Origin of the sequence: Sphingomonas sp. CROZ-RG-20F-R02-07 (genome assembly GCF_022662335.1) — a bacterium.
GTDB lineage: Bacteria > Pseudomonadota > Alphaproteobacteria > Sphingomonadales > Sphingomonadaceae > Sphingomonas.
Window position 1 is genome coordinate 256,098 of the sequence record NZ_JAKNQJ010000003.1, and the last position, 17,654, is coordinate 273,751.

Sequence of the window (17,654 nt, forward strand, 5' to 3'; positions counted from 1 at the left end):
CGGCCGCCTATTGGTAGATCTTCGCGATCTCCGGCTTGGCACAATAAGCCACCTCGAAGGGAGTGGCGGGTTTCTTCCGCTTGCAGATCAATGCCGCTTGAACGTCCGGTATCATGTCGAGCGGTTCGTCACTCGGATCGTGGCGCGCGATCACGACATTGAGACGCTTGAAATATATGGCGAGCGCGGGCCGCGTGGTCTGCGGAACGAGCGTTCCGGCCAGCGCAAGCATCTTATCGGCGGCCGCCCATTTGCCCATTTCCCGAAGGGCGTTGGCCGCCTGCTCTTGCAGCCATAGCCGATCGTCCGGAGGCACCTCGGCCGGCATCTTCTCGACGCCGTCGATGAAGACATTTTGGTACCGCGTCGTTTTGGGGCGGCGGCGATCATCCCCGTCCAGCTGCTTGGCCTGCCAGATCGCGGGCAACAGCAGCTCCAGCGCATCGGCCATGGGACGGCCGACTTTAACCGCGAGCCAATAGGCCCGGTAGAAGGGAGACTCGGTGCTGCGCATGGTCTGGTACGTCGGCGTGGCGATCCACGTCGCGAGCTGGCGGATTTCATCCGGCGAATAATCGGCGAAAATGACCAGCCCGTTGTCCGGACACTCGGCGATCGGGCGCGGAAATGGTACGTCGGAATAGGGCTTCTCGTCCGGCCGACGCCCCATGGTCGAATAGACCGGTGTGGTGACGGCCTCGAATCTGGCGCCGCCGACGGGACACGTCATCTCCGCCCGACCGCCGTGAAGGGGTGGCAGCGGCGGAGCGCCGGGGGCCGTCGGCACTGGCAGTTGCGCAACCATGGCCATCAACGCGTATAACATGGCATCTCCTGTCCGCACCCCTCAGCGTTCGATGACGTCACTTCGATCCGTTCGCCCTGAGTTCGTCGAAGCCTGTCCTGAGCTCCGCCGAAGGGGGCCTGTACCGCATGCATAGGCTCGGGCGCGGGGCAGGTGCTTCGACAAGCTCAGCACGAACGGATTGAGAGAGTGGATCAAGGCAACGTCATCCCGGTCTAGATGGATGCCACCGCCCGATCGACGTTCGTCGAAAATGCCTCCCCTGTCCCCTCACGCCCCCTCCAGCGCCCGCGCCCGGCGTCGCTGCACCGAGCTGCCGATGCCGATCGCCTCGCGGTATTTGGCGACGGTGCGCCGCGCGATGTCGAAGCCCTTGGCGTTCAGCAGTTCGACCAACGTGTCGTCCGACAGGATCGTCGCGCCCTCGTTCGCGATCAGGCCGCGAATCGCGTTCTTCACCGCCTCCGCCGACACCGCCTCGCCGCCGTCCGCCGCCTGGATCGCGCTGGTGAAGAAATATTTCAGCTCGTAGAGCCCGCGCGCGCAGGACAGATATTTGTTGCTCGTCACCCGGCTGACGGTCGATTCGTGCATCCCGATCGCCTCGGCCACGCGCGCGAGCGTCAGCGGGCGGAGATGCGCGACGCCCTGTTCGAAGAACGCCTGTTGCTGCTTCACGATCTCGGTCGCGACCTTGATGATCGTGCGCTGGCGCTGGTCGAGCGCCTTCACCAGCCAGTTCGCGCTGGCCAGCGCGTCGGACAGCCACGCCTTGGACGCCTTGTCCTGCGGCCCGTGGCTCAGCTCGGCATAATAGCTGCGGTTGACGAGCACGCGCGGCAGCGTGGCGGAGTTGATCTCGATCGCCCAGCCGCCTTTGGTACGCGCGACGAACAGGTCGGGCACCACCGCCTGCGCGGGTTCGCCGCCGAAGCGCAGCCCGGGCTTGGGATCGTAACCGCGCAGCTCGCGGATCATGTCGGCCATGTCCTCGTCATCCACCTGGCACATCCGCTTCAGCCGGCCGAGCTCGCCGCGCGCGAGCAGCTCCAGATGGTCGATCAGCTTGGCCATGCAGGGATCGTAGCGGTCCGCCTCCTTCGCCTGCAGCGCCAGGCATTCGGCGAGATCGCGCGCGCCGACGCCGGTCGGATCGAAGGTCTGGATCGTGGCGAGCACCGCCTCGGCGCGGGCGAGCGGCACGCCCAGCCGGCCGGCGACCTCCAGCAGCGGGACGCCCAGATAGCCCGCCTCGTCGATCTGGTCGATCAGATGCGCGGCGATCGCCAGATCGGCGCCGTCCAGCACCGATCCCGCCTGCGCCATCAGATGATCGGCCAGATTGGCGGCCGCCGCGGCGAAGGCGTCGAGATCGGGGCCGTCCTCGCTGCCGCCGCCCGTCCCGCCGCTGCTGCCGGTCATCGACAGGCCGCCGTCGATCCCGGCGCCGCCATCCGCCACGCTGTCCTGATGATGGCTTTCGGTGGCGTAATCGACGTCGAGCGGCTCGGCGGCGGTGCCCGCCACCAGCTCGTCGGCGCTCGGCGGCTCGTCGCGTTCGGGCTTGCGTTCGGGCGCCTCGCCCTCGTTCGCCGCCTCGAGCAGCGGGTTGCGCTCGATCTCCTCGGCGAGAAAGCCCTCGATCTCGAGGTTGGACAGCGCCAGCAGCTTGATCGCCTGCTGCAATTGCGGCGTCATCACCAGCGATTGCGACTGGCGCAGGTCGAGGCGGGGGGCGAGGCTCATCGTGCTAGAGCGAGAAGGTCTCGCCGAGGTAGAGCCGCCGGACGTTCGCATCCGCCACCAGCTCGGCGGGACTTCCCGAGAACAGCACGCGCCCGTCATAGATGATATAGGCGCGATCGACGATATCGAGCGTCTCGCGCACATTGTGGTCGGTGATGAGCACGCCGATCGAACGCCGCTTCAGATCCTTTACCAGATCGCGGATGTCGGCGATCGAGATGGGATCGATGCCGGCGAACGGCTCGTCGAGCAGCATGATCGACGGGTCCGCCGCCAGCGCGCGCGCGATCTCGGCGCGGCGGCGTTCGCCGCCCGATAGTGCCATCGCAGGCGCGGTGCGCAGCCGCGTCAGGCCGAATTCGTCGAGCAGCCGGTCGAGCTTGGCCTGGCGCGCGGCCTTGTCGGGCTCGGACAGTTCGAGCACCGTCAGGATGTTGCGCTCGATCGACAGGCCGCGGAAGATCGAGGTCTCCTGCGGCAGATACCCCAAGCCCAGGATCGCGCGGCGGTACATGGGCAGCCCGGTGATATCCTCGCCGTCGAGCAGGATGCGCCCCGAATCGGGCTTCACCAGCCCCATCACCGAATAGAAGCAGGTCGTCTTGCCCGCGCCATTGGGGCCGAGCAGCCCGACCACCTCGCCCTGCCCCACCGTCACCGACACGTCGGTTAGCACAGTGCGCTTGTCATAGGATTTGGCGATCGAGACCACCTGCAGCCCGGTCGCCACCAACGGTTCGGGGGCGGGTTCGTGCACGCCGGACTGGAGAGTGACTGCATCCATGGATGGGGTGCCTTGGCCGGTGATGGGTTGCGCACACCTTAGCGGATGGCCGCTTGGCAGGAAACCTGCATGATGCGGGCAGGGGTGATCCCGCTCCCGCCCGCGGGCTCAGTTGCGCTTGGGCACCGAGAAGGTGCCGGTCACCCGGCCGCCGCTCTGCGTCACGGTGCCGCCGCCGGCGCCCGCGCCGCCCGGCACCGACGATCCGTCGATCACCGCGCGGCCGGTGTCGAGGTTCATCGTCAGCCGCGATCCGTTCACGGTATTGGTGCCCTGCGTCAGCGTGACGCCGCCCAGCATCGTGATGACGCGGCGGTTGAGATCGTAGATGCCGTACTGGCCCCGCGCGACCTGATCGGGCCGCGTGACGACGACGTTGCCCGCCGCGTCGAACCGCGAGACCTGCGGCGATCCGTCCACCACCTGGCCGGTATAGGCGACCGTCATGCGCTGCGCGTTGAGCGTCATCTCGGCCTGTTTCAGCGTCACGTTCCCGGTCAGCAGGACGCGATTCGCCTTGTCCTGCAATTCGATATGGTCGGCGCCGAAATTGACCGGCGCGTTCGAATCGTGACGCCCCTGCGCCATCAGCGGCGCGGCGAGGAGGATGGCGAGGATCGGGAGCGCGCGCATGCCCGCTATCTCGTACGCTTCGGCACGATCCGCAAGCGCGCATTGCCGTCGAGCTTGACCACGCGGTTCTCCAGATCGGCATGGAGGCTGTTGGCGCTGAACACGCCTTGCGGCAGCGACCCCGTCACCGCGCCGCCGCTCTGCATCTGGCGCGTCTTCATGTCGATCGTGGCGTCGTGCGTCTTCAGGTCATAGCCGTTGGCGGCGGTGAAATCGAGCGGACCGTCGAGCCGAACCTGCTCGCTGTCCATGTCGTAGCGGCCGGTCTGCGCGGCGATGTGCGCCGGGCCGTCGGTGAGCTGCAGCGCGGCGTCGAGCGTCTTGAGATGCACGATCGGCTCGGCCGAGCTGCGCTGGATCGCGGATTGCGCGGTGAGCGTGAAGGGCTGGCCCTTCTGATCCTCGCCGCGATAGGTCGCCGCCTGGATCTTCAGCCGCTCGTGCGCGACCGCCACCTTCTTCTTGTCGAGCACGAACGACACGTCGCCACCCGCGGTCAGCGGCGCCATCACCAGGAACGCGGCGAGCACGCCGATACCCACCGGCAGCCCGACCCGCATGAGCGCGACGATCCGGTCGTGCCCGCTGCCCGGCGCCGCCCAGCGCTCGCGCGCGGTGCGTTCGGCGCGCGCGGCCTCAGACATGCGCGAAGATGTCGACCTCGGGCCAGCCTGCCAGATCCAGCGCCGCGCGCGCGGGCAGGAAATCGAAGCATGCCTGCGCCAGCTCCATCCGCCCCTCGCGAAGCAGCCGCTTGTCGAGTTCCGCCTTCAGCCGGTGGAGGAAGCGCACGTCGGAGGCGGCATAATCCTTCTGCGCGTCGCTCAGGTCGGGCGCGCCCCAGTCGGACGATTGCTGCTGCTTGGAAATGTCCTGCCCGAGCAGCTCGCGGACCAGTTCCTTCAGGCCGTGCCGATCCGTATAGGTGCGCACCAGCCGCGAGGCGATCTTGGTGCAATAGACGGGGGCGGCGACGACGCCCAGATAGAAGTCGATCGCGGCGATGTCGAAGCGGCCGAAATGGTAGAGCTTCAGCCGGTCGGGATCCTCCAGCAGCGCCTTCAGCTCGGGCGCGGCATAGTCGCTGTCGGGCGCGAAGCGGACGAGATGCTCGTCCGGCCCGCCGTCCGACAGCTGGACGACGCAGAGCCGGTCGCGCGGGGTCAGCAGCCCCATCGTCTCGGTGTCGACGGCGATGGCGGCGCCGGGCGCGAAGAGCCCCGCGGGGATGTCTTCCTCGTGGAAATGGACGGTCATGCCGCCCGCCTAGCCGCAACCGCCGCTTCGCTCAATGGGCGAGCCGACTCGGGGGCGCCGCTTCGGCGGGATCGCCCTCCTGAAGCGACGCCGGGCGTCCCATTCTTCGCTCCGGTGTGCCGTTCGGGCAACGCTCCTGCCCGAAAGCGATGCAGTTCGATTGACTTCGGCGGCGATTTCATTCGCGGGGCCTTGCCAAATGCGCTATGGAGAAGGCCGTGGCGCAAAGGGTTTCGCGCCGCGAAGGCCTGCGTTCGTCGTCCGACGCCAAGGTTCTTGAGAGGATTGGTTGGGCGAACCGGGAAGACGAACAGGGTTATGAGTTTCGACAAAGGTGGCCGCGGGAACCGTGGCGGACGTGGCCGCGACAAGCGTGATGGCTTCGGCGGCGGAGACAGCGAATTCGGCGGCGGCAGCAGCTTCGGCGGCGGTGATCGCGGCGGCTTCGGCGGCGGCGGTAGCAGCTACGGCGGCGGCGGTGGCAGCAGCTACGGCGGTGGTGGCAGCAGCTTCGGCGGCGGCGGCGATCGCTTCGGCGGTGGCGGCGGTGGCGGCGGCGGTGGTTACCGCGGCGGCGGCGGTGGCGGCGGCTTCAGTGGCGGCGGCGGCGGCGGTGGTCGCGGCATGCCTCCCCAGGTCGTCGGCGAGGGCACCGGCGTGGTCAAGTTCTTCAACGCGCAGAAGGGTTTCGGCTTCGTCGTGCGTGACGATGGCGCCGAGGACGTGTTCGTCCACATCAGCGCCGTCGAGCAGGCCGGTCTGTCGGCGCTCGCCGAGGGTCAGCCGCTCGGCTTCACGCTCGTCGATCGCGGCGGCCGCATTTCGGCCACCGATCTCAAGATCGACGGCGAGCCGATGGCGGCGACCGAGCGTCCGGCCCGCGAGCCCCGCGAAGGCGGCTTCGGCGGCGACCGCGCCGCGCCGCGTGGCGGTGCGGGCGGCTTCGGCGGCGATCGTGGTGGCGACCGCGGCGGTGCGCCGCAGCGTCAGCTCACCGGCGAGAAGGCCACGGGCACGGTGAAGTTCTTCAACGCCATGAAGGGCTTCGGCTTCATCCAGCGCGACGACGGCCAGCCCGATGCGTTCGTTCACATCTCGGCCGTGGAGCGCGCCGGCATGTCGACGCTGAACGAGGGCGACAAGCTCGAGTTCGAGCTCGAGGTCGATCGTCGCGGCAAATACGCCGCGGTGAACCTGACGGCCGCAGGCTGATCGTGGCGCGGCCTCGGCCGCGGACCACCGGCATCACGGGGCCCGGATCGCGTTCGCGCGGTCCGGGCCCTTTGCTTGCGCGGTCCGCGCTTTCCCTTCTGCTGCTCGGCACCGCCGCCGCCACGCCGGTCGCGGCGCCGCTGCAGGTTCATGGCACGTCGCTTCGCACCGCATCCGTCGTGAAACGCTATCCGCACGACAGCGGCGCCTTCACCGAGGGGCTGCTCTGGGCGGACGGCACGCTGTACGAGAGCACCGGGATGGAGGGCCAGTCGGACATCCGCCGCGTGCGGCTGTCCGACGGCCATGTGCTGGCGCGCGCGACGATCGATCCCACGCTGTTCGGCGAGGGGATCGGCGCGTGGAAGGGCGCGCTCGTCAGCATGACGTGGCGCAGTGGGATCGGCTATCGCTGGGATCGCGCCACGCTCAAGCGCACCGCCACGTTCCGCTATTCGGGCGAAGGCTGGGGCATGACGACGATGGGCGACGCGCTCGTCCAGTCCGACGGCACCGACGTGCTGCACGTCCGCGATCCCGAGACCTTCGCCGAACGCGGCGCGATCTCGGTGAAGCTGGCCGACGGCACGCCGGTGACGAACCTGAACGAGCTGGAATATGTGAAGGGCGAGATCCTCGCCAATATCTGGCAGACCGCGACGATCGCGCGGATCGACCCCGCCACCGGCCGCGTGAAGCAATTGATCGACCTGCGCGCGCTGCGCACGCAGGTGCAGGCGAGCGGTCGCGACGCGGTGCTGAACGGCATCGCCTATGATGCGCGCGGCGACCATCTGTACGTGACGGGCAAGAACTGGCCGACGCTGTTCGAGATCCGGCTGCCCTGAGCCCACCGGCTCAGGTGCCGATCATGCGTCGCAGCGTCTCCACCCGGTCCGCCTCGGCGGCGGGCTTGTCGGTGCGGATGCGGGCGATGCGCGGGAAACGCATCGCGATGCCCGATTTGTGGCGCTTGGATTCCTGGAGCGCGTCGAACGCGATCTCCAGGACCATCGTCTTCTCGACCTCGCGCACCGGGCCGAAGCGCGCGAGCGTGTTCCGCCGGACGAAGGCGTCGAGCATCCGCAACTCCTCGTCGGTGATCCCCGAATAGGCCTTGCCCACGGGCAGCAGCTCGCCCGCCTCGGTCCAGCAGCCGAAGGTATAGTCGCTATAATAGGAGGAGCGCCGGCCGCTGCCCCGCTGCGCGTACATCATCACGCAATCGGCGGTGAGCGGATCGCGCTTCCATTTGTACCACAGGCCGGTGCGGCGCCCCGCGACATAGGGCGAATCGCGGCGTTTCAGCATCACGCCCTCGATCGCCGCGTCGCGCGCGGTGGCGCGCACCGCCTCCAGCGCGGTGAAGTCCGCCGCATCGATCACTTGGCTGAGATCGAAGCGATCGGGATCGAGCCGCTCGGCAAAGGCCTCCAGCCGCCCGCGGCGATCGGTCCAGGGCAGCGCGCGCAGATCCTCGGGGCCATCGAACAGGATGTCGTACAGCCGCACGAAGGCGGGATAGTCGGCCAGCATCTTCGCCGAGACGGTCTTGCGCCCCAGACGCTGCTGGAGCGCGTTGAAACTCGCGGCGCCACCGCCCTCCTCCAGCGTGCCGCCCTGGTGCGCGCCCTTCACCAGCAATTCGCCATCGACCGTGCCGGGGGTGCGGAAGGCGGCGGCCACGTCGGGGAAGCTGCCGGTCACGTCGTCGCCGGTGCGGCTGTAGAGCCGCGTCTCGCCCGCGACATGGACGATCTGGACGCGGATGCCGTCCCATTTCCATTCGGCGGCATAATCGGCGAGATCGACGCGCAGATCCTCCAGCGGATGCGCGAGCATGAACGGGCGGAAGACGGGCACATCGGCGGGCGTCGGCTGCTCGCCCCGCCCCTCGCCCCAGGCGAACAGGGTCGGATAGGGCGGCGCAAGACCGTGCCACACCTCCTCCACCGCATCGACGTCGATGCCGAACGCCTCGGCCAGTGCCGTCTTGGCGAGCCGCGCGGACACGCCGACGCGCAACGCGCCCGTCGCCATCTTCAGCAGCGCGAACCGCTCCTCGGCATCGCACCGGTCGAGCATCGCGGCGAGGGCCGCAGGCGCCTCGGCGCGGGGAACGGTCATCAGCCGGTCGATCGCGTCGGCGAGCCCCAGCGGCCGGGGATCGGCGGGCATCGGTGGTTCGGGCCAGAGCAAGGCCACGGTCTCGGCGGTGTCGCCGACGAAATCGCGGCTCATGCGGAACAGCACGGGATCGACGCGCGTCTCGATCAGCGCACGGATGACCGCCGACTTGACGCCCGGCAAGTCGAGATCGCCGGTCAGCGCCGCGATCGCCCAACCCCGATCCGGGTCCGGCGTGGCGCGCAGATAATCGCCGATCAGCTTCAGCTTGGCATTGCGCGAGCGCGTGTAGATCAGCGAATCGAGAAGAGCCGCGAACGCGCGCATCGTCGGAAGGCCGAGCGCGGTGGATCTAGCGCCCGGCGATCCGCTTGCCCGCCATGATGCCCAGCGCAAGGAAGATCACGAACAGCGCGATCGCCACGAAGAACAGGAATTTGGCAATGCCGATGAACGCGCCGCCGATGCCGCCGAAGCCCAGCACCGCGAGCACGACGCCGATGACGAGAAATAAGAAGGCGGCCTTCAACACTGCGATTCTCCTGTTGCGGGATGAACCGGCGGATCGCCCGGCCGGTTCCCGATCAGCCCTTGCGGCTGGCCTCGAACAGGAACCAGGCGCGCTCCTCGGCCTGGTCGGTCCATTCGTCGACGATGCCGCTCGTCGCGTTGTCGCGCGCATCCTCGGCGGCCTGTTTTACGGTGCGGAAGCTTTCGACGAGCTTCCGATTGTCCTCGCGCAATTCGGCCAGCATGTCGGCGGCGCCCACGAACTCCATGTCGTTGTCGGCCAGCGTCTGGCGCCGGGCGATGTCGCCGATCGAGCGCAGCGTCGTGTTGCCCGTCTTGCGGACCCGCTCGGCAATGGCGTCGGTCACCCCCAGGATCTGCGCCGCCTGGTCGTCGAGCAGCAGGTGATAGTCGCGGAAATGCGGGCCCGAGACGTGCCAGTGGAAATTCTTCGTCTTGAAATACAGCGCGAAGCAATCCGCCAGCGCGGCGTTGAGTGCCTCGGCCACCGAGCGCGTGTCGTTGCGATTGAGATCGGTGGGCGTTTCGAGCGCGGGATTGGGTTCGGACATGGCGGGCTCTCCGGATATGACGGTTCGCACGCCACAACGGCCGCGTCGCCGAATCGCTCCGCTCAGATCAGCGCGAGGCCCGACAGCCCGAGCACGATCCCGACCACCACGAAGGCCGCGCCGATGGCGATGCGGATCGGCTTCAGCGGCAATGCGGTCCACGCCGTTTCGCCCATCGTCACCGCGGGCACGACGACCGCCAACGAGCCGAGCGTCGCCCCCACCGCGGCGAGCGCGGGCACCGGGCTGCGCGCGGCGAGCGCCAGCACGATGAACTGCACGCCGTCGCCGAAGGCCAGCACGAACAGCCCGGTCAGGCCCGTCAGCGCCGCGCCCAGCCGCCAGCCGGCGAGCCGCTCGGGCGGCTTGACCGGAAACAGCGCGCCGCCGCCCTGGAGCACGAGCGCCAGGCCGAGCATCACCGCCTTCGCATTGGGCGCGAGTTTCGGCGCCAGATAGACACCCGCCGCCGCGGCCAGCGCGCTGGCGCACGCGATGGCGATCGCCGCCGCCGCGATCAGGATCAGCGGCCGGCGGTAGCGATCGGCCAGGATCGCGGCGAGCCAGGCCGTCCGGTCGCCGATCTGCGCCAGCGCCGCGGCGACGATCGCCGCCATCAGCGCGTCCATACGCTCAGGCCGCGAGGCGAACCGAGCAGGCGGCCGCGAAGGTGTTCGCCGCGGCCACGTCCTGCCGCTCGCTCGTCACCGCGTCGCGCAGCATCGCCAGCCAGCCATGGACCAGCGCGCCATGCTCGCCGCGCGACAGCGCCGAATCGAGGAAATGCGTGACGGTGACGGCCGGCGCCATGCCGCTGCGGTGCGCGATCACGCGAATCGCGTCGATGTCGGGCGCCAGCTCGCAGGGCCGCGCATAGGGCGCGCGCACGTCGATCGCTGCGATCCGTGCCGCCAGTTCCGCCTTCACCGCTTCGATGTCCATGTGCCCGCTCCCTGTCCTGTCGGCATCTTGCAGCAGGAGCGATGAACGCCGCGTAAAGGGGCGATCGGTTGACTTCGTGCGGCTAATCCGCCATGCGCCGCCCCTGATCCAGCGACGGGCGCAGGCCGGCCGCTCCCCTGTCTATTCAGTTTTCCAGGAATTGGGCTCATGGCCAAGCCGACCACCGTCAAGATCAAGCTCGTCAGCACCGAGAACACCGGCTTCTTCTACGTGACGAAGAAGAACCCGCGCACCAAGACCGAAAAGCTGTCGTTTAAGAAGTACGACCCGGTCGTGCGCAAGCATGTCGAGTTCAAGGAAGCCAAGATCAAGTAAGCCGCGGGCGGCCTAGGCCGCCTGGCGCTACGCGAAGCGCGAACCGCGGGCGGCGACGCCCGCGGCGTTTTCGCGTGCGCGTCGTTTCGAAGTCACACGAGCGAGCCGACCACGTCCATGAAGCGCGCCAGGCTGATCGGCTTGGACACATAGGCGTCCGCCCCCGCCGCGCGGATCCGCTCCTCGTCGTCGCGGCCGGCATAGGCCGTCACCGCCATCACCGGGATCGCGCGCAGCGCCTCGTCGGCCTTCAGCTCCAGGATCAGCTCATAGCCGGTGACGTGGGGCATCTGGATGTCCATCACGATCAGGTCCGGCTGGAACGCCCGCGCGCGCTCCACCGCCTCGCGGCCGTCGCGCACCGGCTCCGCGGCATATTCATGCGCACGCAGCAGATCGCAGAAGAGCTTCAGATTGAGTTCGTTGTCCTCGACAACGAGCACCCTTTTTGCCACGCGTCCGTCCGATCCTTGAGGAAGGCCGACGTTAGGCAATGCGCGCGCAGGACACAAATGGAGAGGCGGCCGATGCGCTCGCGCTACGTGCGCTGGTGTGGACGCTGGCCGAGCCGCAGCGCGCGATGCGGCTGCTCGACACCACGGGCCTTGCGCCCCACGACCTGCGCACCCGGATCGGCGAGCCGTCGGTGCTGGCCGCCGCGCTGCTGTTCCTCGAATCCTACGAACCTGACCTGATCGCCTGCGCCGAGTCGCTGGGCGTTCCCCCTGCCGCGCTCGTCGATGCGCGCGCGACGCTGGAGACCCTATGACCCGCCCCCTGCTGATCTGCGATTGCGACGAAGTGCTGCTCCACATGGTGTCGCATTTCCGCGACTGGTTGGCCGACGCGCACGCGATCGACTTCGCGATCGGCAAGGGCGATTTCGCGCATTGCATGACGCGCCGCGACGGCGGCATGGTGCCCACGCAGCAGGAGATGTGGGATCTGCTCGGCGGCTTCTTTCCGGGCGAGATGCACCGCCAGACGCTGGTGCCGCACGCCGCCGAGGCGCTGGCCGCGCTCGCCGAAACCGCGGACATCGTGATCCTGACCAACCTTCAGGACCAATGCCGCGAACCGCGGATCGAACAGCTCGCGCGGTTCGGCATCCACCACCGCGTGGAGTGCAACACCGGCGGCAAGGGCGAGCCGGTCGCGCGGCTGATGGCGGAACATGGCGATCCCGTCACCGTGTTCGTCGACGATCTGGGCGTGCATCATGATTCGGTGATGCGCCACGCGCCGCGGGTCCACCGGCTGCAGATGGTGTCGGAGCCGTTGCTCGCGCCCCATGTCGAGGCGGCGCCGGCCGCGAACGCGCGGATCGACGACTGGCCGACCGCGCAGGGCTGGATCGCGGCACGATTCGCCGCTGGCCTGCCCGCCGACCGCTTGACCGCCGACGCTGCGGCGTGTTGAGCAAAGGCATGACCGATCGTATCGCCCGCAAGCTCGAAGAGCTCGGCCTGGCCCTGCCGCAGGCCGCCGCCCCCGTCGCCTCCTACGTCCCCGTGGTCGAGGCGAACGGGATGCTCCACATCTCGGGCCAGCTCCCGTTTCGCGACGGCGCGCTCATCACCGGGCGGCTGGGCGACGGCGTGTCGCTCGAAGAGGGGCAGGAGGCCGCACGCGCCTGCGGGCTGATGCTGGTCGCGCAGATCAAGCAGGCGCTCGGCGGTGATCTGGCGCGCGTCGCCCGCATCGTGAAGCTGGGCGTGTTCGTCAATTCGGCGGCCGACTTCACCGATCAGCCCAAGGTCGCCAATGGCGCGTCGGACCTGATGGTCGCCCTGTTCGGCGAGGCGGGCAAGCATGCGCGCTCGGCGGTGGGCGTGCCCGTGCTGCCGCTCGGCGCCGCGGTCGAGGTGGACGCGGTGGTCGCGGTTTCCGGCTCCTCGTTGGGTTGAGCCGGGGCCCGCGACGCGGTCGTCGCGGCTTCCGGCTTCTCGCTGGGTTGAGCTGGACGCCGCGACGCGGTCGTCGCGGCTTCCGGCTCCTTGCTGGGTTGAGCTGGACGCCGCGACGCGGTCGTCGCGGCTTCCGGCTCCTTGCTGGGTTGAGCTGGACGCCGCGACGCGGTCGTCGCGGCTTCCGGCTTCTCGCTGGGTTGAGCCGGGGCCCGCGCGCGCCCATCTAGGGCCGGCATGAGCAAAGCCGTATCCGCCCGAATCGCCGATGGCGCATCCTCGATCGCCTCGGCCGACTGGGATGCCTGTGCCGGCACCGGCAATCCGTTCGTCGGCCACGGCTTTCTCTCCGTGCTGGAGGAATCGGGCAGCGTCGGCGGCCGGTCGGGCTGGCAGCCGCTGCCGATCGTGATCGACGGCGCGGACGGGCGCCCCGCCGCGATCGCGCCGGCTTATGCCAAGAGCCACAGCCAGGGCGAATATGTGTTCGACCATGCCTGGGCCGATGCCTGGGAGCGCGCCGGCGGCCAATATTACCCAAAGCTCCAGATCGCGGCGCCCTTCTCGCCCGTGCCGGGGCCGCGGCTGCTGCTCCGCGATCCGGCGTTGGCACCCGCACTGATCGGTGCGCTGGAGGCGGTGACCGACCGCAGCGACCTGTCGTCCGCGCACGCCACCTTCATCGCGCCGCACGAAGTGCCGCTGTTCGAGGCGGCGGGCTGGCTGATCCGGCAGGGAACGCAGTTCCACTGGACGAACGACGGCTATGCGACCTTCGACGACTTCCTGACCGCGCTCGCCAGCCGCAAGCGCAAGGCGATCCGCAAGGAACGCGCCGCCGCGGTGGAGGGGCTGATCATCCGGCATCTGACCGGCGCCGAGATCGAGCCGCGCCACTGGGATGCGTTCTGGGCGTTCTACCAGGATACGGGCAGTCGCAAATGGGGCCAGCCCTATCTGAAGCGCGCCACTTTCCCGATGCTGGGCGCGGCACTGGGGGACCGCGTGCTGCTGATCCTCGCCGAGCGCGACGGCGTGCCGATCGCCGGGGCGCTCAACCTGATCGGCGAGGATACGCTCTATGGGCGCTATTGGGGGTGCACCGAGGAGGTGCCGTTCCTTCATTTCGAGCTTTGCTATTATCAGGCGATCGACGCCGCGATCGCGCGCGGGTTGAAGACGGTGGAGGCGGGTGCGCAGGGCGAGCACAAGCTGGCCCGCGGCTATGCGCCGGTGCCCACCTGGTCGGCGCATTATATCCCCGATGCGGGCTTTCGCCGCGCCGTCGCCGAGTTTCTGGTGCGCGAGCGCGAGGCGGTGGCCGCCGATCGCGATTATCTCGGCGAGATGACGCCCTTCCGCAAGACGGGCTGAACCCGGCTGTCGATCCGGAAGACGGTGCTGGCCGAATCATGCCACACCGGCGTCAGCCCCGCGACGAGCCGCGGATCGAAGGCGGGCGGCTGGATCATCCAGACATAGTCGAAGGCGCCTCGGGGAAACAGCGCGAGCGCCTTGTTCACCGGGCGCCACCATTCGCCACGGCACTGGCGATCGGTCACCACCTGCGACGGATCGTGCGCGAACCGGCCGGCCGCCGCATAGCGGGTGGTGAGCAACTGCGCCCCCGCCATCGACCATTGGTCGTTGGTATAGGCCTGGCGCCGCTCCAGCGCGAGCGCGGGCACGTGCTCCAGCCGGGTATAGGCCCAGTCGTCGCGGCAGCGCCGGCCGACGAACGACACCAGCCGCGCGCCCTGCGGCACGCGCGTGAGCGCAGCGAGCGTGCGGTCGTAGCTGTCCGCATAGATCCAGTAGCTGACCGTCGTGCCGCCCAGCCGGACGAGACAGAAGGCCAGCCCCAGCGCAGCGATCGTGGTGGCGCCGCGGATCGACACGCGGTTGCGCGGGCGAAGCGCGATCACCGCGATGCCGAGCGCGAAGGGCGCAAGCCGCATGTCCGCATAGGCCGAGCCGAACACCACGCGCGGCAGCAGCAGGAACACCGCCATCAGGAACAGCGCGGAAAGCGCCAGGTTGCGCGAATATTCGATGCTGCGATCGCGCAGCCCGCGCACCAGGATCAGGTAGATCACCATCGCCGAGGCGATATCGAACGCCAGCCAGCGGTCGCGCAGGATCATCGCCATCCAGCCGAACTTGTTGCGCCAGTCGAACCAGTCGAACGTCTGCCCGGTGACGTGATCGCCCGACCGCCACACCGCCATCAGCACCAGGGGCAGCGCGAGCGGCAGGCAGCCGAGCCCCGCGCGGATCCAGGCATCGGCCCAATGGCGCACGCCGCGGCCGGCCATCTTGTCGTGCTGGCGGATCATCTCCGCGGAAAAGGCGAGCACGCCCAGCACGCCCCAGCCGAAGGTGTGGCACAGCCAGAGCAGGCACGACAGCGGCACGAACAGCGCCGCGCGGAACCGCAGCCGCCCCAGCCGCCCCAGCCGTAGCCAGAGCGCGAACAGATTGAGCGCGAGGCCCATCGCCAGCGCGAAGTTCACGAAGCCGAACTGCACCGGATAGCAATAAGCGATCGGCAGCGCGAACAACGCGGTCGGCGGGATCCGCCCATGCACCTCGCGCGCGATCCACAGCAGCCCTCCGACGATCAGGGGCGGGATCGCCATCACGATCAGCTTGACCGCCAGCTCCAGCCCGAACACCGGCGCGAGCGGGACGACGAGCAGATCGATGCCCAGATTGCCGATCAGCGACCAGTGGAAATCATACCAGTTCGCCAGCCACGGATAGGTCGCCCCGTCGAGCTGGACCCGGTAGCGCCCCATATGGCCCGGCAGATCGACCAGCGGCGGGATCGCCGGCCGCAACAGCGGCACCATCGAGGCAAGCGCCGCCAACGCGACGAACAGTCGCGTCTGCCACCAATGAGAAGGACCCGCACTGCCATCGCGCACCCTCCGCTCCTACCTCCGTCTTTTTAGCGAAGCACGCGATAAAATCGCATGCGTGCACCGTGCAAGGGCAGAGTTTGCAGCCAGGCCGGCGCGTGGCCGCCGCGCAAGCGGCTCGCCAGGCTGTTCGGGAAGGTGTGGACGACGTCGATCTCGTCGAAGTCGCCGGGACAGAAAGCGACATAGCGCACGTTCCACTGACGCGCGATCGAACGGGAACGATCGGGGGAACGCAGGAAGAAACGGTACATGGCCATGTTGCCGGCGTTGTTGCGGTGATACCCCGCGCCCACCGTCGCCATATGCGTCGATCCGACGAGATAGGATGCCATGTTCGTCGGCGCCATCACCACCCCGGCCGGATAGCGATCGAGTTGCGTCCAGACGTCACCGGCGCTGCATGCGACCTGCGGTGTGGTTCCATCCTCCTCGACACGGCCTTCGGGGGATTGCCGGTCGATCAGCCGTTCGACCATGGCTGGCACCTGCATATAGGTGAGCCCTGCCGATGCGAGCCAGCTCACGATCAGCAACGGCGTCGAGCCGCGTCGGCGCGCGATCAGCACGACGCCGGCAAGTACCGGTGCGCCGAGCGGAGCGCCGATATAGGCGCCCCGCACCTGCGCGAGAATGACGAACGCCGAGACGAATATCACGGCGACGATCGGGATCGTGACGGGCCATCGGCGCGGCCGTGCGACGAGCATCCAGCCGCTGGCGAGCGTCGCGGCGACGAGCACTCCGGCCAGCGCGATGATGCGCGCCACGCTGTGCTGCGCAGCAATGCCGTTGGCCTCGTCGATATGCGGCAGGAACGCCACGCGAAGGAACGGGTCCATCCGTCCATAGGGGCCGGTCAGGCAGCCCGGATAGACGGCCAGGGTCGCACCGAGCACGAGCACGCCCAGGATCGCGCCGGCGATCGCCCGCATCTGCCACCCGCGCAACCAAGGCGTCGCCGCCGCCAGCGCAGCCAACGCGAACGCGCCGGCCAAGGTCGCCGATGACGAAGCGGGTGTGAACGCATCGCAGAGTGCCGGGTCCCAATAAGTGGGTCGCAGGAACAGGAGGAACAGCGCGGTGGTGGCCGCCAGGCCGACCGCAAAGCCCGCGAGCCGGATCCGCTCACGATCCGCGCGCACGATCCACAGAACGGCCAGCGCGCCGACCAGCCCCGCCAGTTGGGGGACGGTTTCGAGCCCGATGACCATGCTGATCGCGGTCGCGGAGCCCGCAGCCGCTCCGGTCAGGACGGTAGGCGAGCGCATCAGCATCAGAACGACGATCTGGATGAGCACGACCTGCAAGGCGTGATGATCGATCCGCCCGGGGATGAACACCGTCGTGCCGGGATAGGCCAATGCCATCAGAATGGCGCCGATGGGCGCCGCCGCGGATCCCCAGAGCCGCCGCGTGATCCGCGCCGACAGGAAGATCGCGCACGCGAACAGCATGGCCGGATAAAGCAGCACAGCGCCCAGTTCCGCCGCATGCCGCCCAACGAGCGGCGTCAGGCCCAAGATGAGGCCGGCGATTCCGACATCGTTGACGCGAGACCAGTGCATCGGCGCACCGAGCGGCGGCGCCATGCGATATTGCGTCCAGTCGTTGATGCCCTGCCCGTCGAGCCAGTCGCGCACTTGCGCCAGACGCATCATGTCGTCCGCGTCGGGTAGGGTGAGCCAACGCAGGCGCGGCCAGTCGAAATAGCCCCAGCCGAACGACAGCAGTGCCGCCAGGCCGATCGCCAGCCACGCAGTGGCCCAGCGGGCCGACCCTCGCGTCGTACGGCCCACTGATCGCTCCATTATGCCTCCCCGACCTGATCGTCCGCCGCCGCCCTAGCAGCCAAGCGTTAAGCATCTTTTTAAGTTTGTTTTCTAACCACGAGCATGGGGG

Annotated in this window: 21 protein-coding genes; 7 read left to right on the forward strand and 14 right to left on the reverse strand. The window is 68.7% G+C overall.

Annotation, left to right across the window (positions count from 1 at the left end):
- Positions 1 to 7: 7 nt before the first annotated feature.
- The 6 genes from L8H00_RS06930 to L8H00_RS06955 form a co-directional block, all read right to left on the reverse strand.
- Positions 8 to 826: a hypothetical protein gene (locus tag L8H00_RS06930; protein ID WP_242096509.1), complete on the reverse strand. Its 819-nt coding sequence runs from the start codon at positions 824 to 826 to the stop codon at positions 8 to 10.
- A 249-nt stretch (positions 827 to 1,075) separates the two neighbouring features.
- On the reverse strand, positions 1,076 to 2,551 hold the full coding sequence (gene rpoN / locus L8H00_RS06935; protein ID WP_242096510.1) for an RNA polymerase factor sigma-54: 1,476 nt from the start codon (positions 2,549 to 2,551) through the stop codon (positions 1,076 to 1,078).
- Positions 2,552 to 2,555: 4 nt separating this feature from the next.
- Positions 2,556 to 3,335, reverse strand: a complete 780-nt coding sequence (gene lptB, locus L8H00_RS06940) for an LPS export ABC transporter ATP-binding protein (protein ID WP_242096511.1) — start codon at positions 3,333 to 3,335, stop codon at positions 2,556 to 2,558.
- 108 nt (positions 3,336 to 3,443) lie between these two features.
- Positions 3,444 to 3,968: an LptA/OstA family protein gene (locus L8H00_RS06945; protein WP_242096512.1), complete on the reverse strand. Its 525-nt coding sequence runs from the start codon at positions 3,966 to 3,968 to the stop codon at positions 3,444 to 3,446.
- A 5-nt stretch (positions 3,969 to 3,973) separates the two neighbouring features.
- A complete protein-coding gene (lptC, locus tag L8H00_RS06950; RefSeq protein ID WP_242096514.1) occupies positions 3,974 to 4,612 on the reverse strand; it encodes an LPS export ABC transporter periplasmic protein LptC in 639 nt (212 codons plus the stop codon).
- Positions 4,605 to 5,225, reverse strand: coding sequence for a ribonuclease D (locus L8H00_RS06955; protein WP_242096515.1), 621 nt, complete (start codon positions 5,223 to 5,225; stop codon positions 4,605 to 4,607). The genes lptC and L8H00_RS06955 overlap by 8 nt, the downstream gene beginning before the upstream one ends.
- A 318-nt stretch (positions 5,226 to 5,543) precedes the next feature.
- Between L8H00_RS06955 and L8H00_RS18805 the strand changes: the two genes are divergently transcribed.
- Together L8H00_RS18805 and L8H00_RS06970 are read left to right on the forward strand one after the other, a co-directional pair.
- Positions 5,544 to 6,437 carry a cold-shock protein gene (locus L8H00_RS18805; RefSeq protein WP_277924306.1) on the forward strand — a complete coding sequence of 298 codons (894 nt, stop codon included), beginning with the start codon at positions 5,544 to 5,546 and terminating at the stop codon, positions 6,435 to 6,437.
- 71 nt (positions 6,438 to 6,508) lie between these two features.
- Complete coding sequence (locus tag L8H00_RS06970) at positions 6,509 to 7,285, forward strand: glutaminyl-peptide cyclotransferase (RefSeq protein ID WP_242096516.1); 777 nt, start codon at positions 6,509 to 6,511, stop codon at positions 7,283 to 7,285.
- A 10-nt stretch (positions 7,286 to 7,295) separates the two neighbouring features.
- Here L8H00_RS06970 and L8H00_RS06975 read toward each other — a convergent pair whose 3' ends face one another.
- The 5 genes from L8H00_RS06975 to L8H00_RS06995 all read right to left on the reverse strand — a co-directional run bounded on the left by L8H00_RS06975 (position 7,296) and on the right by L8H00_RS06995 (position 10,588).
- Positions 7,296 to 8,891, reverse strand: a complete 1,596-nt coding sequence (locus tag L8H00_RS06975; RefSeq protein WP_242096517.1) for a cisplatin damage response ATP-dependent DNA ligase — start codon at positions 8,889 to 8,891, stop codon at positions 7,296 to 7,298.
- 25 nt (positions 8,892 to 8,916) lie between these two features.
- Positions 8,917 to 9,096, reverse strand: coding sequence for a DUF1328 family protein (locus L8H00_RS06980; protein WP_242096518.1), 180 nt, complete (start codon positions 9,094 to 9,096; stop codon positions 8,917 to 8,919).
- 52 nt (positions 9,097 to 9,148) lie between these two features.
- Positions 9,149 to 9,646 (reverse strand): DNA starvation/stationary phase protection protein, encoded by a 498-nt coding sequence (locus tag L8H00_RS06985; protein WP_242096519.1) that lies wholly within the window; start codon positions 9,644 to 9,646, stop codon positions 9,149 to 9,151.
- A 62-nt stretch (positions 9,647 to 9,708) separates the two neighbouring features.
- A complete protein-coding gene (locus L8H00_RS06990) occupies positions 9,709 to 10,263 on the reverse strand; it encodes a TMEM165/GDT1 family protein (protein WP_242096520.1) in 555 nt (184 codons plus the stop codon).
- Between the two features lie 16 nt (positions 10,264 to 10,279).
- The gene (locus L8H00_RS06995; RefSeq protein ID WP_242096521.1) at positions 10,280 to 10,588 is read right to left on the reverse strand and encodes a hypothetical protein; all 309 of its coding nucleotides are present in this window, start codon (positions 10,586 to 10,588) and stop codon (positions 10,280 to 10,282) included.
- Positions 10,589 to 10,756: 168 nt separating this feature from the next.
- On the opposite strand from L8H00_RS06995, the gene rpmG reads away from it, so the two are divergent.
- Entirely contained in the window at positions 10,757 to 10,924 is a 168-nt protein-coding gene (gene rpmG, locus L8H00_RS07000) for a 50S ribosomal protein L33 (RefSeq protein ID WP_242096523.1), read from the forward strand.
- 92 nt (positions 10,925 to 11,016) lie between these two features.
- Here the strand turns inward: rpmG and L8H00_RS07005 are convergent, their stop codons facing one another.
- A complete protein-coding gene (locus L8H00_RS07005; protein ID WP_242096525.1) occupies positions 11,017 to 11,379 on the reverse strand; it encodes a response regulator in 363 nt (120 codons plus the stop codon).
- 38 nt (positions 11,380 to 11,417) lie between these two features.
- Between L8H00_RS07005 and L8H00_RS07010 the strand changes: the two genes are divergently transcribed.
- From L8H00_RS07010 to L8H00_RS07025, 4 genes are all read left to right on the forward strand, one after another.
- Positions 11,418 to 11,693, forward strand: coding sequence for a DUF3572 family protein (locus L8H00_RS07010; RefSeq protein ID WP_242096527.1), 276 nt, complete (start codon positions 11,418 to 11,420; stop codon positions 11,691 to 11,693).
- Positions 11,690 to 12,343 carry an HAD family hydrolase gene (locus L8H00_RS07015; RefSeq protein ID WP_242096529.1) on the forward strand — a complete coding sequence of 218 codons (654 nt, stop codon included), beginning with the start codon at positions 11,690 to 11,692 and terminating at the stop codon, positions 12,341 to 12,343. Before L8H00_RS07010 ends, L8H00_RS07015 begins: the two co-directional genes overlap by 4 nt.
- 8 nt (positions 12,344 to 12,351) lie before the next feature.
- Positions 12,352 to 12,831, forward strand: coding sequence for a RidA family protein (locus L8H00_RS07020; protein WP_242096530.1), 480 nt, complete (start codon positions 12,352 to 12,354; stop codon positions 12,829 to 12,831).
- Positions 12,832 to 13,068: 237 nt separating this feature from the next.
- Entirely contained in the window at positions 13,069 to 14,205 is a 1,137-nt protein-coding gene (locus L8H00_RS07025; protein WP_242096532.1) for a GNAT family N-acetyltransferase, read from the forward strand.
- On the opposite strand, the gene L8H00_RS07030 is transcribed toward L8H00_RS07025, so the two are convergent.
- Together L8H00_RS07030 and L8H00_RS07035 are read right to left on the reverse strand one after the other, a co-directional pair.
- Positions 14,166 to 15,683 carry a hypothetical protein gene (locus tag L8H00_RS07030; RefSeq protein ID WP_242096705.1) on the reverse strand — a complete coding sequence of 506 codons (1,518 nt, stop codon included), beginning with the start codon at positions 15,681 to 15,683 and terminating at the stop codon, positions 14,166 to 14,168. The genes L8H00_RS07025 and L8H00_RS07030 overlap by 40 nt on opposite strands.
- Positions 15,684 to 15,781: 98 nt before the next feature.
- Positions 15,782 to 17,551 carry a hypothetical protein gene (locus tag L8H00_RS07035; protein WP_242096533.1) on the reverse strand — a complete coding sequence of 590 codons (1,770 nt, stop codon included), beginning with the start codon at positions 17,549 to 17,551 and terminating at the stop codon, positions 15,782 to 15,784.
- Positions 17,552 to 17,654 lie beyond the last annotated feature (103 nt).

Excerpts from the sequence above, each read along its gene's own strand:
- L8H00_RS06930 (WP_242096509.1), bottom strand. The coding sequence starts at position 826 with ATGTTATACGCGTTGATGGCCATGGTTGCGCAACTGCCAGTGCCGACG.
- rpoN (WP_242096510.1), bottom strand. The coding sequence starts at position 2,551 with ATGAGCCTCGCCCCCCGCCTCGACCTGCGCCAGTCGCAATCGCTGGTG.
- lptB (WP_242096511.1), bottom strand. The coding sequence starts at position 3,335 with ATGGATGCAGTCACTCTCCAGTCCGGCGTGCACGAACCCGCCCCCGAA.
- L8H00_RS06945 (WP_242096512.1), bottom strand. The coding sequence starts at position 3,968 with ATGCGCGCGCTCCCGATCCTCGCCATCCTCCTCGCCGCGCCGCTGATG.
- lptC (WP_242096514.1), bottom strand. The coding sequence starts at position 4,612 with ATGTCTGAGGCCGCGCGCGCCGAACGCACCGCGCGCGAGCGCTGGGCG.
- L8H00_RS06955 (WP_242096515.1), bottom strand. The coding sequence starts at position 5,225 with ATGACCGTCCATTTCCACGAGGAAGACATCCCCGCGGGGCTCTTCGCG.
- L8H00_RS18805 (WP_277924306.1), top strand. The coding sequence starts at position 5,544 with ATGAGTTTCGACAAAGGTGGCCGCGGGAACCGTGGCGGACGTGGCCGC.
- L8H00_RS06975 (WP_242096517.1), bottom strand. The coding sequence starts at position 8,891 with ATGCGCGCGTTCGCGGCTCTTCTCGATTCGCTGATCTACACGCGCTCG.
- L8H00_RS06985 (WP_242096519.1), bottom strand. The coding sequence starts at position 9,646 with ATGTCCGAACCCAATCCCGCGCTCGAAACGCCCACCGATCTCAATCGC.
- L8H00_RS06990 (WP_242096520.1), bottom strand. The coding sequence starts at position 10,263 with ATGGCGGCGATCGTCGCCGCGGCGCTGGCGCAGATCGGCGACCGGACG.
- L8H00_RS06995 (WP_242096521.1), bottom strand. The coding sequence starts at position 10,588 with ATGGACATCGAAGCGGTGAAGGCGGAACTGGCGGCACGGATCGCAGCG.
- rpmG (WP_242096523.1), top strand. The coding sequence starts at position 10,757 with ATGGCCAAGCCGACCACCGTCAAGATCAAGCTCGTCAGCACCGAGAAC.
- L8H00_RS07010 (WP_242096527.1), top strand. The coding sequence starts at position 11,418 with ATGCGCGCGCAGGACACAAATGGAGAGGCGGCCGATGCGCTCGCGCTA.
- L8H00_RS07015 (WP_242096529.1), top strand. The coding sequence starts at position 11,690 with ATGACCCGCCCCCTGCTGATCTGCGATTGCGACGAAGTGCTGCTCCAC.
- L8H00_RS07020 (WP_242096530.1), top strand. The coding sequence starts at position 12,352 with ATGACCGATCGTATCGCCCGCAAGCTCGAAGAGCTCGGCCTGGCCCTG.
- L8H00_RS07025 (WP_242096532.1), top strand. The coding sequence starts at position 13,069 with ATGAGCAAAGCCGTATCCGCCCGAATCGCCGATGGCGCATCCTCGATC.
- L8H00_RS07030 (WP_242096705.1), bottom strand. The coding sequence starts at position 15,683 with ATGGTGCCGCTGTTGCGGCCGGCGATCCCGCCGCTGGTCGATCTGCCG.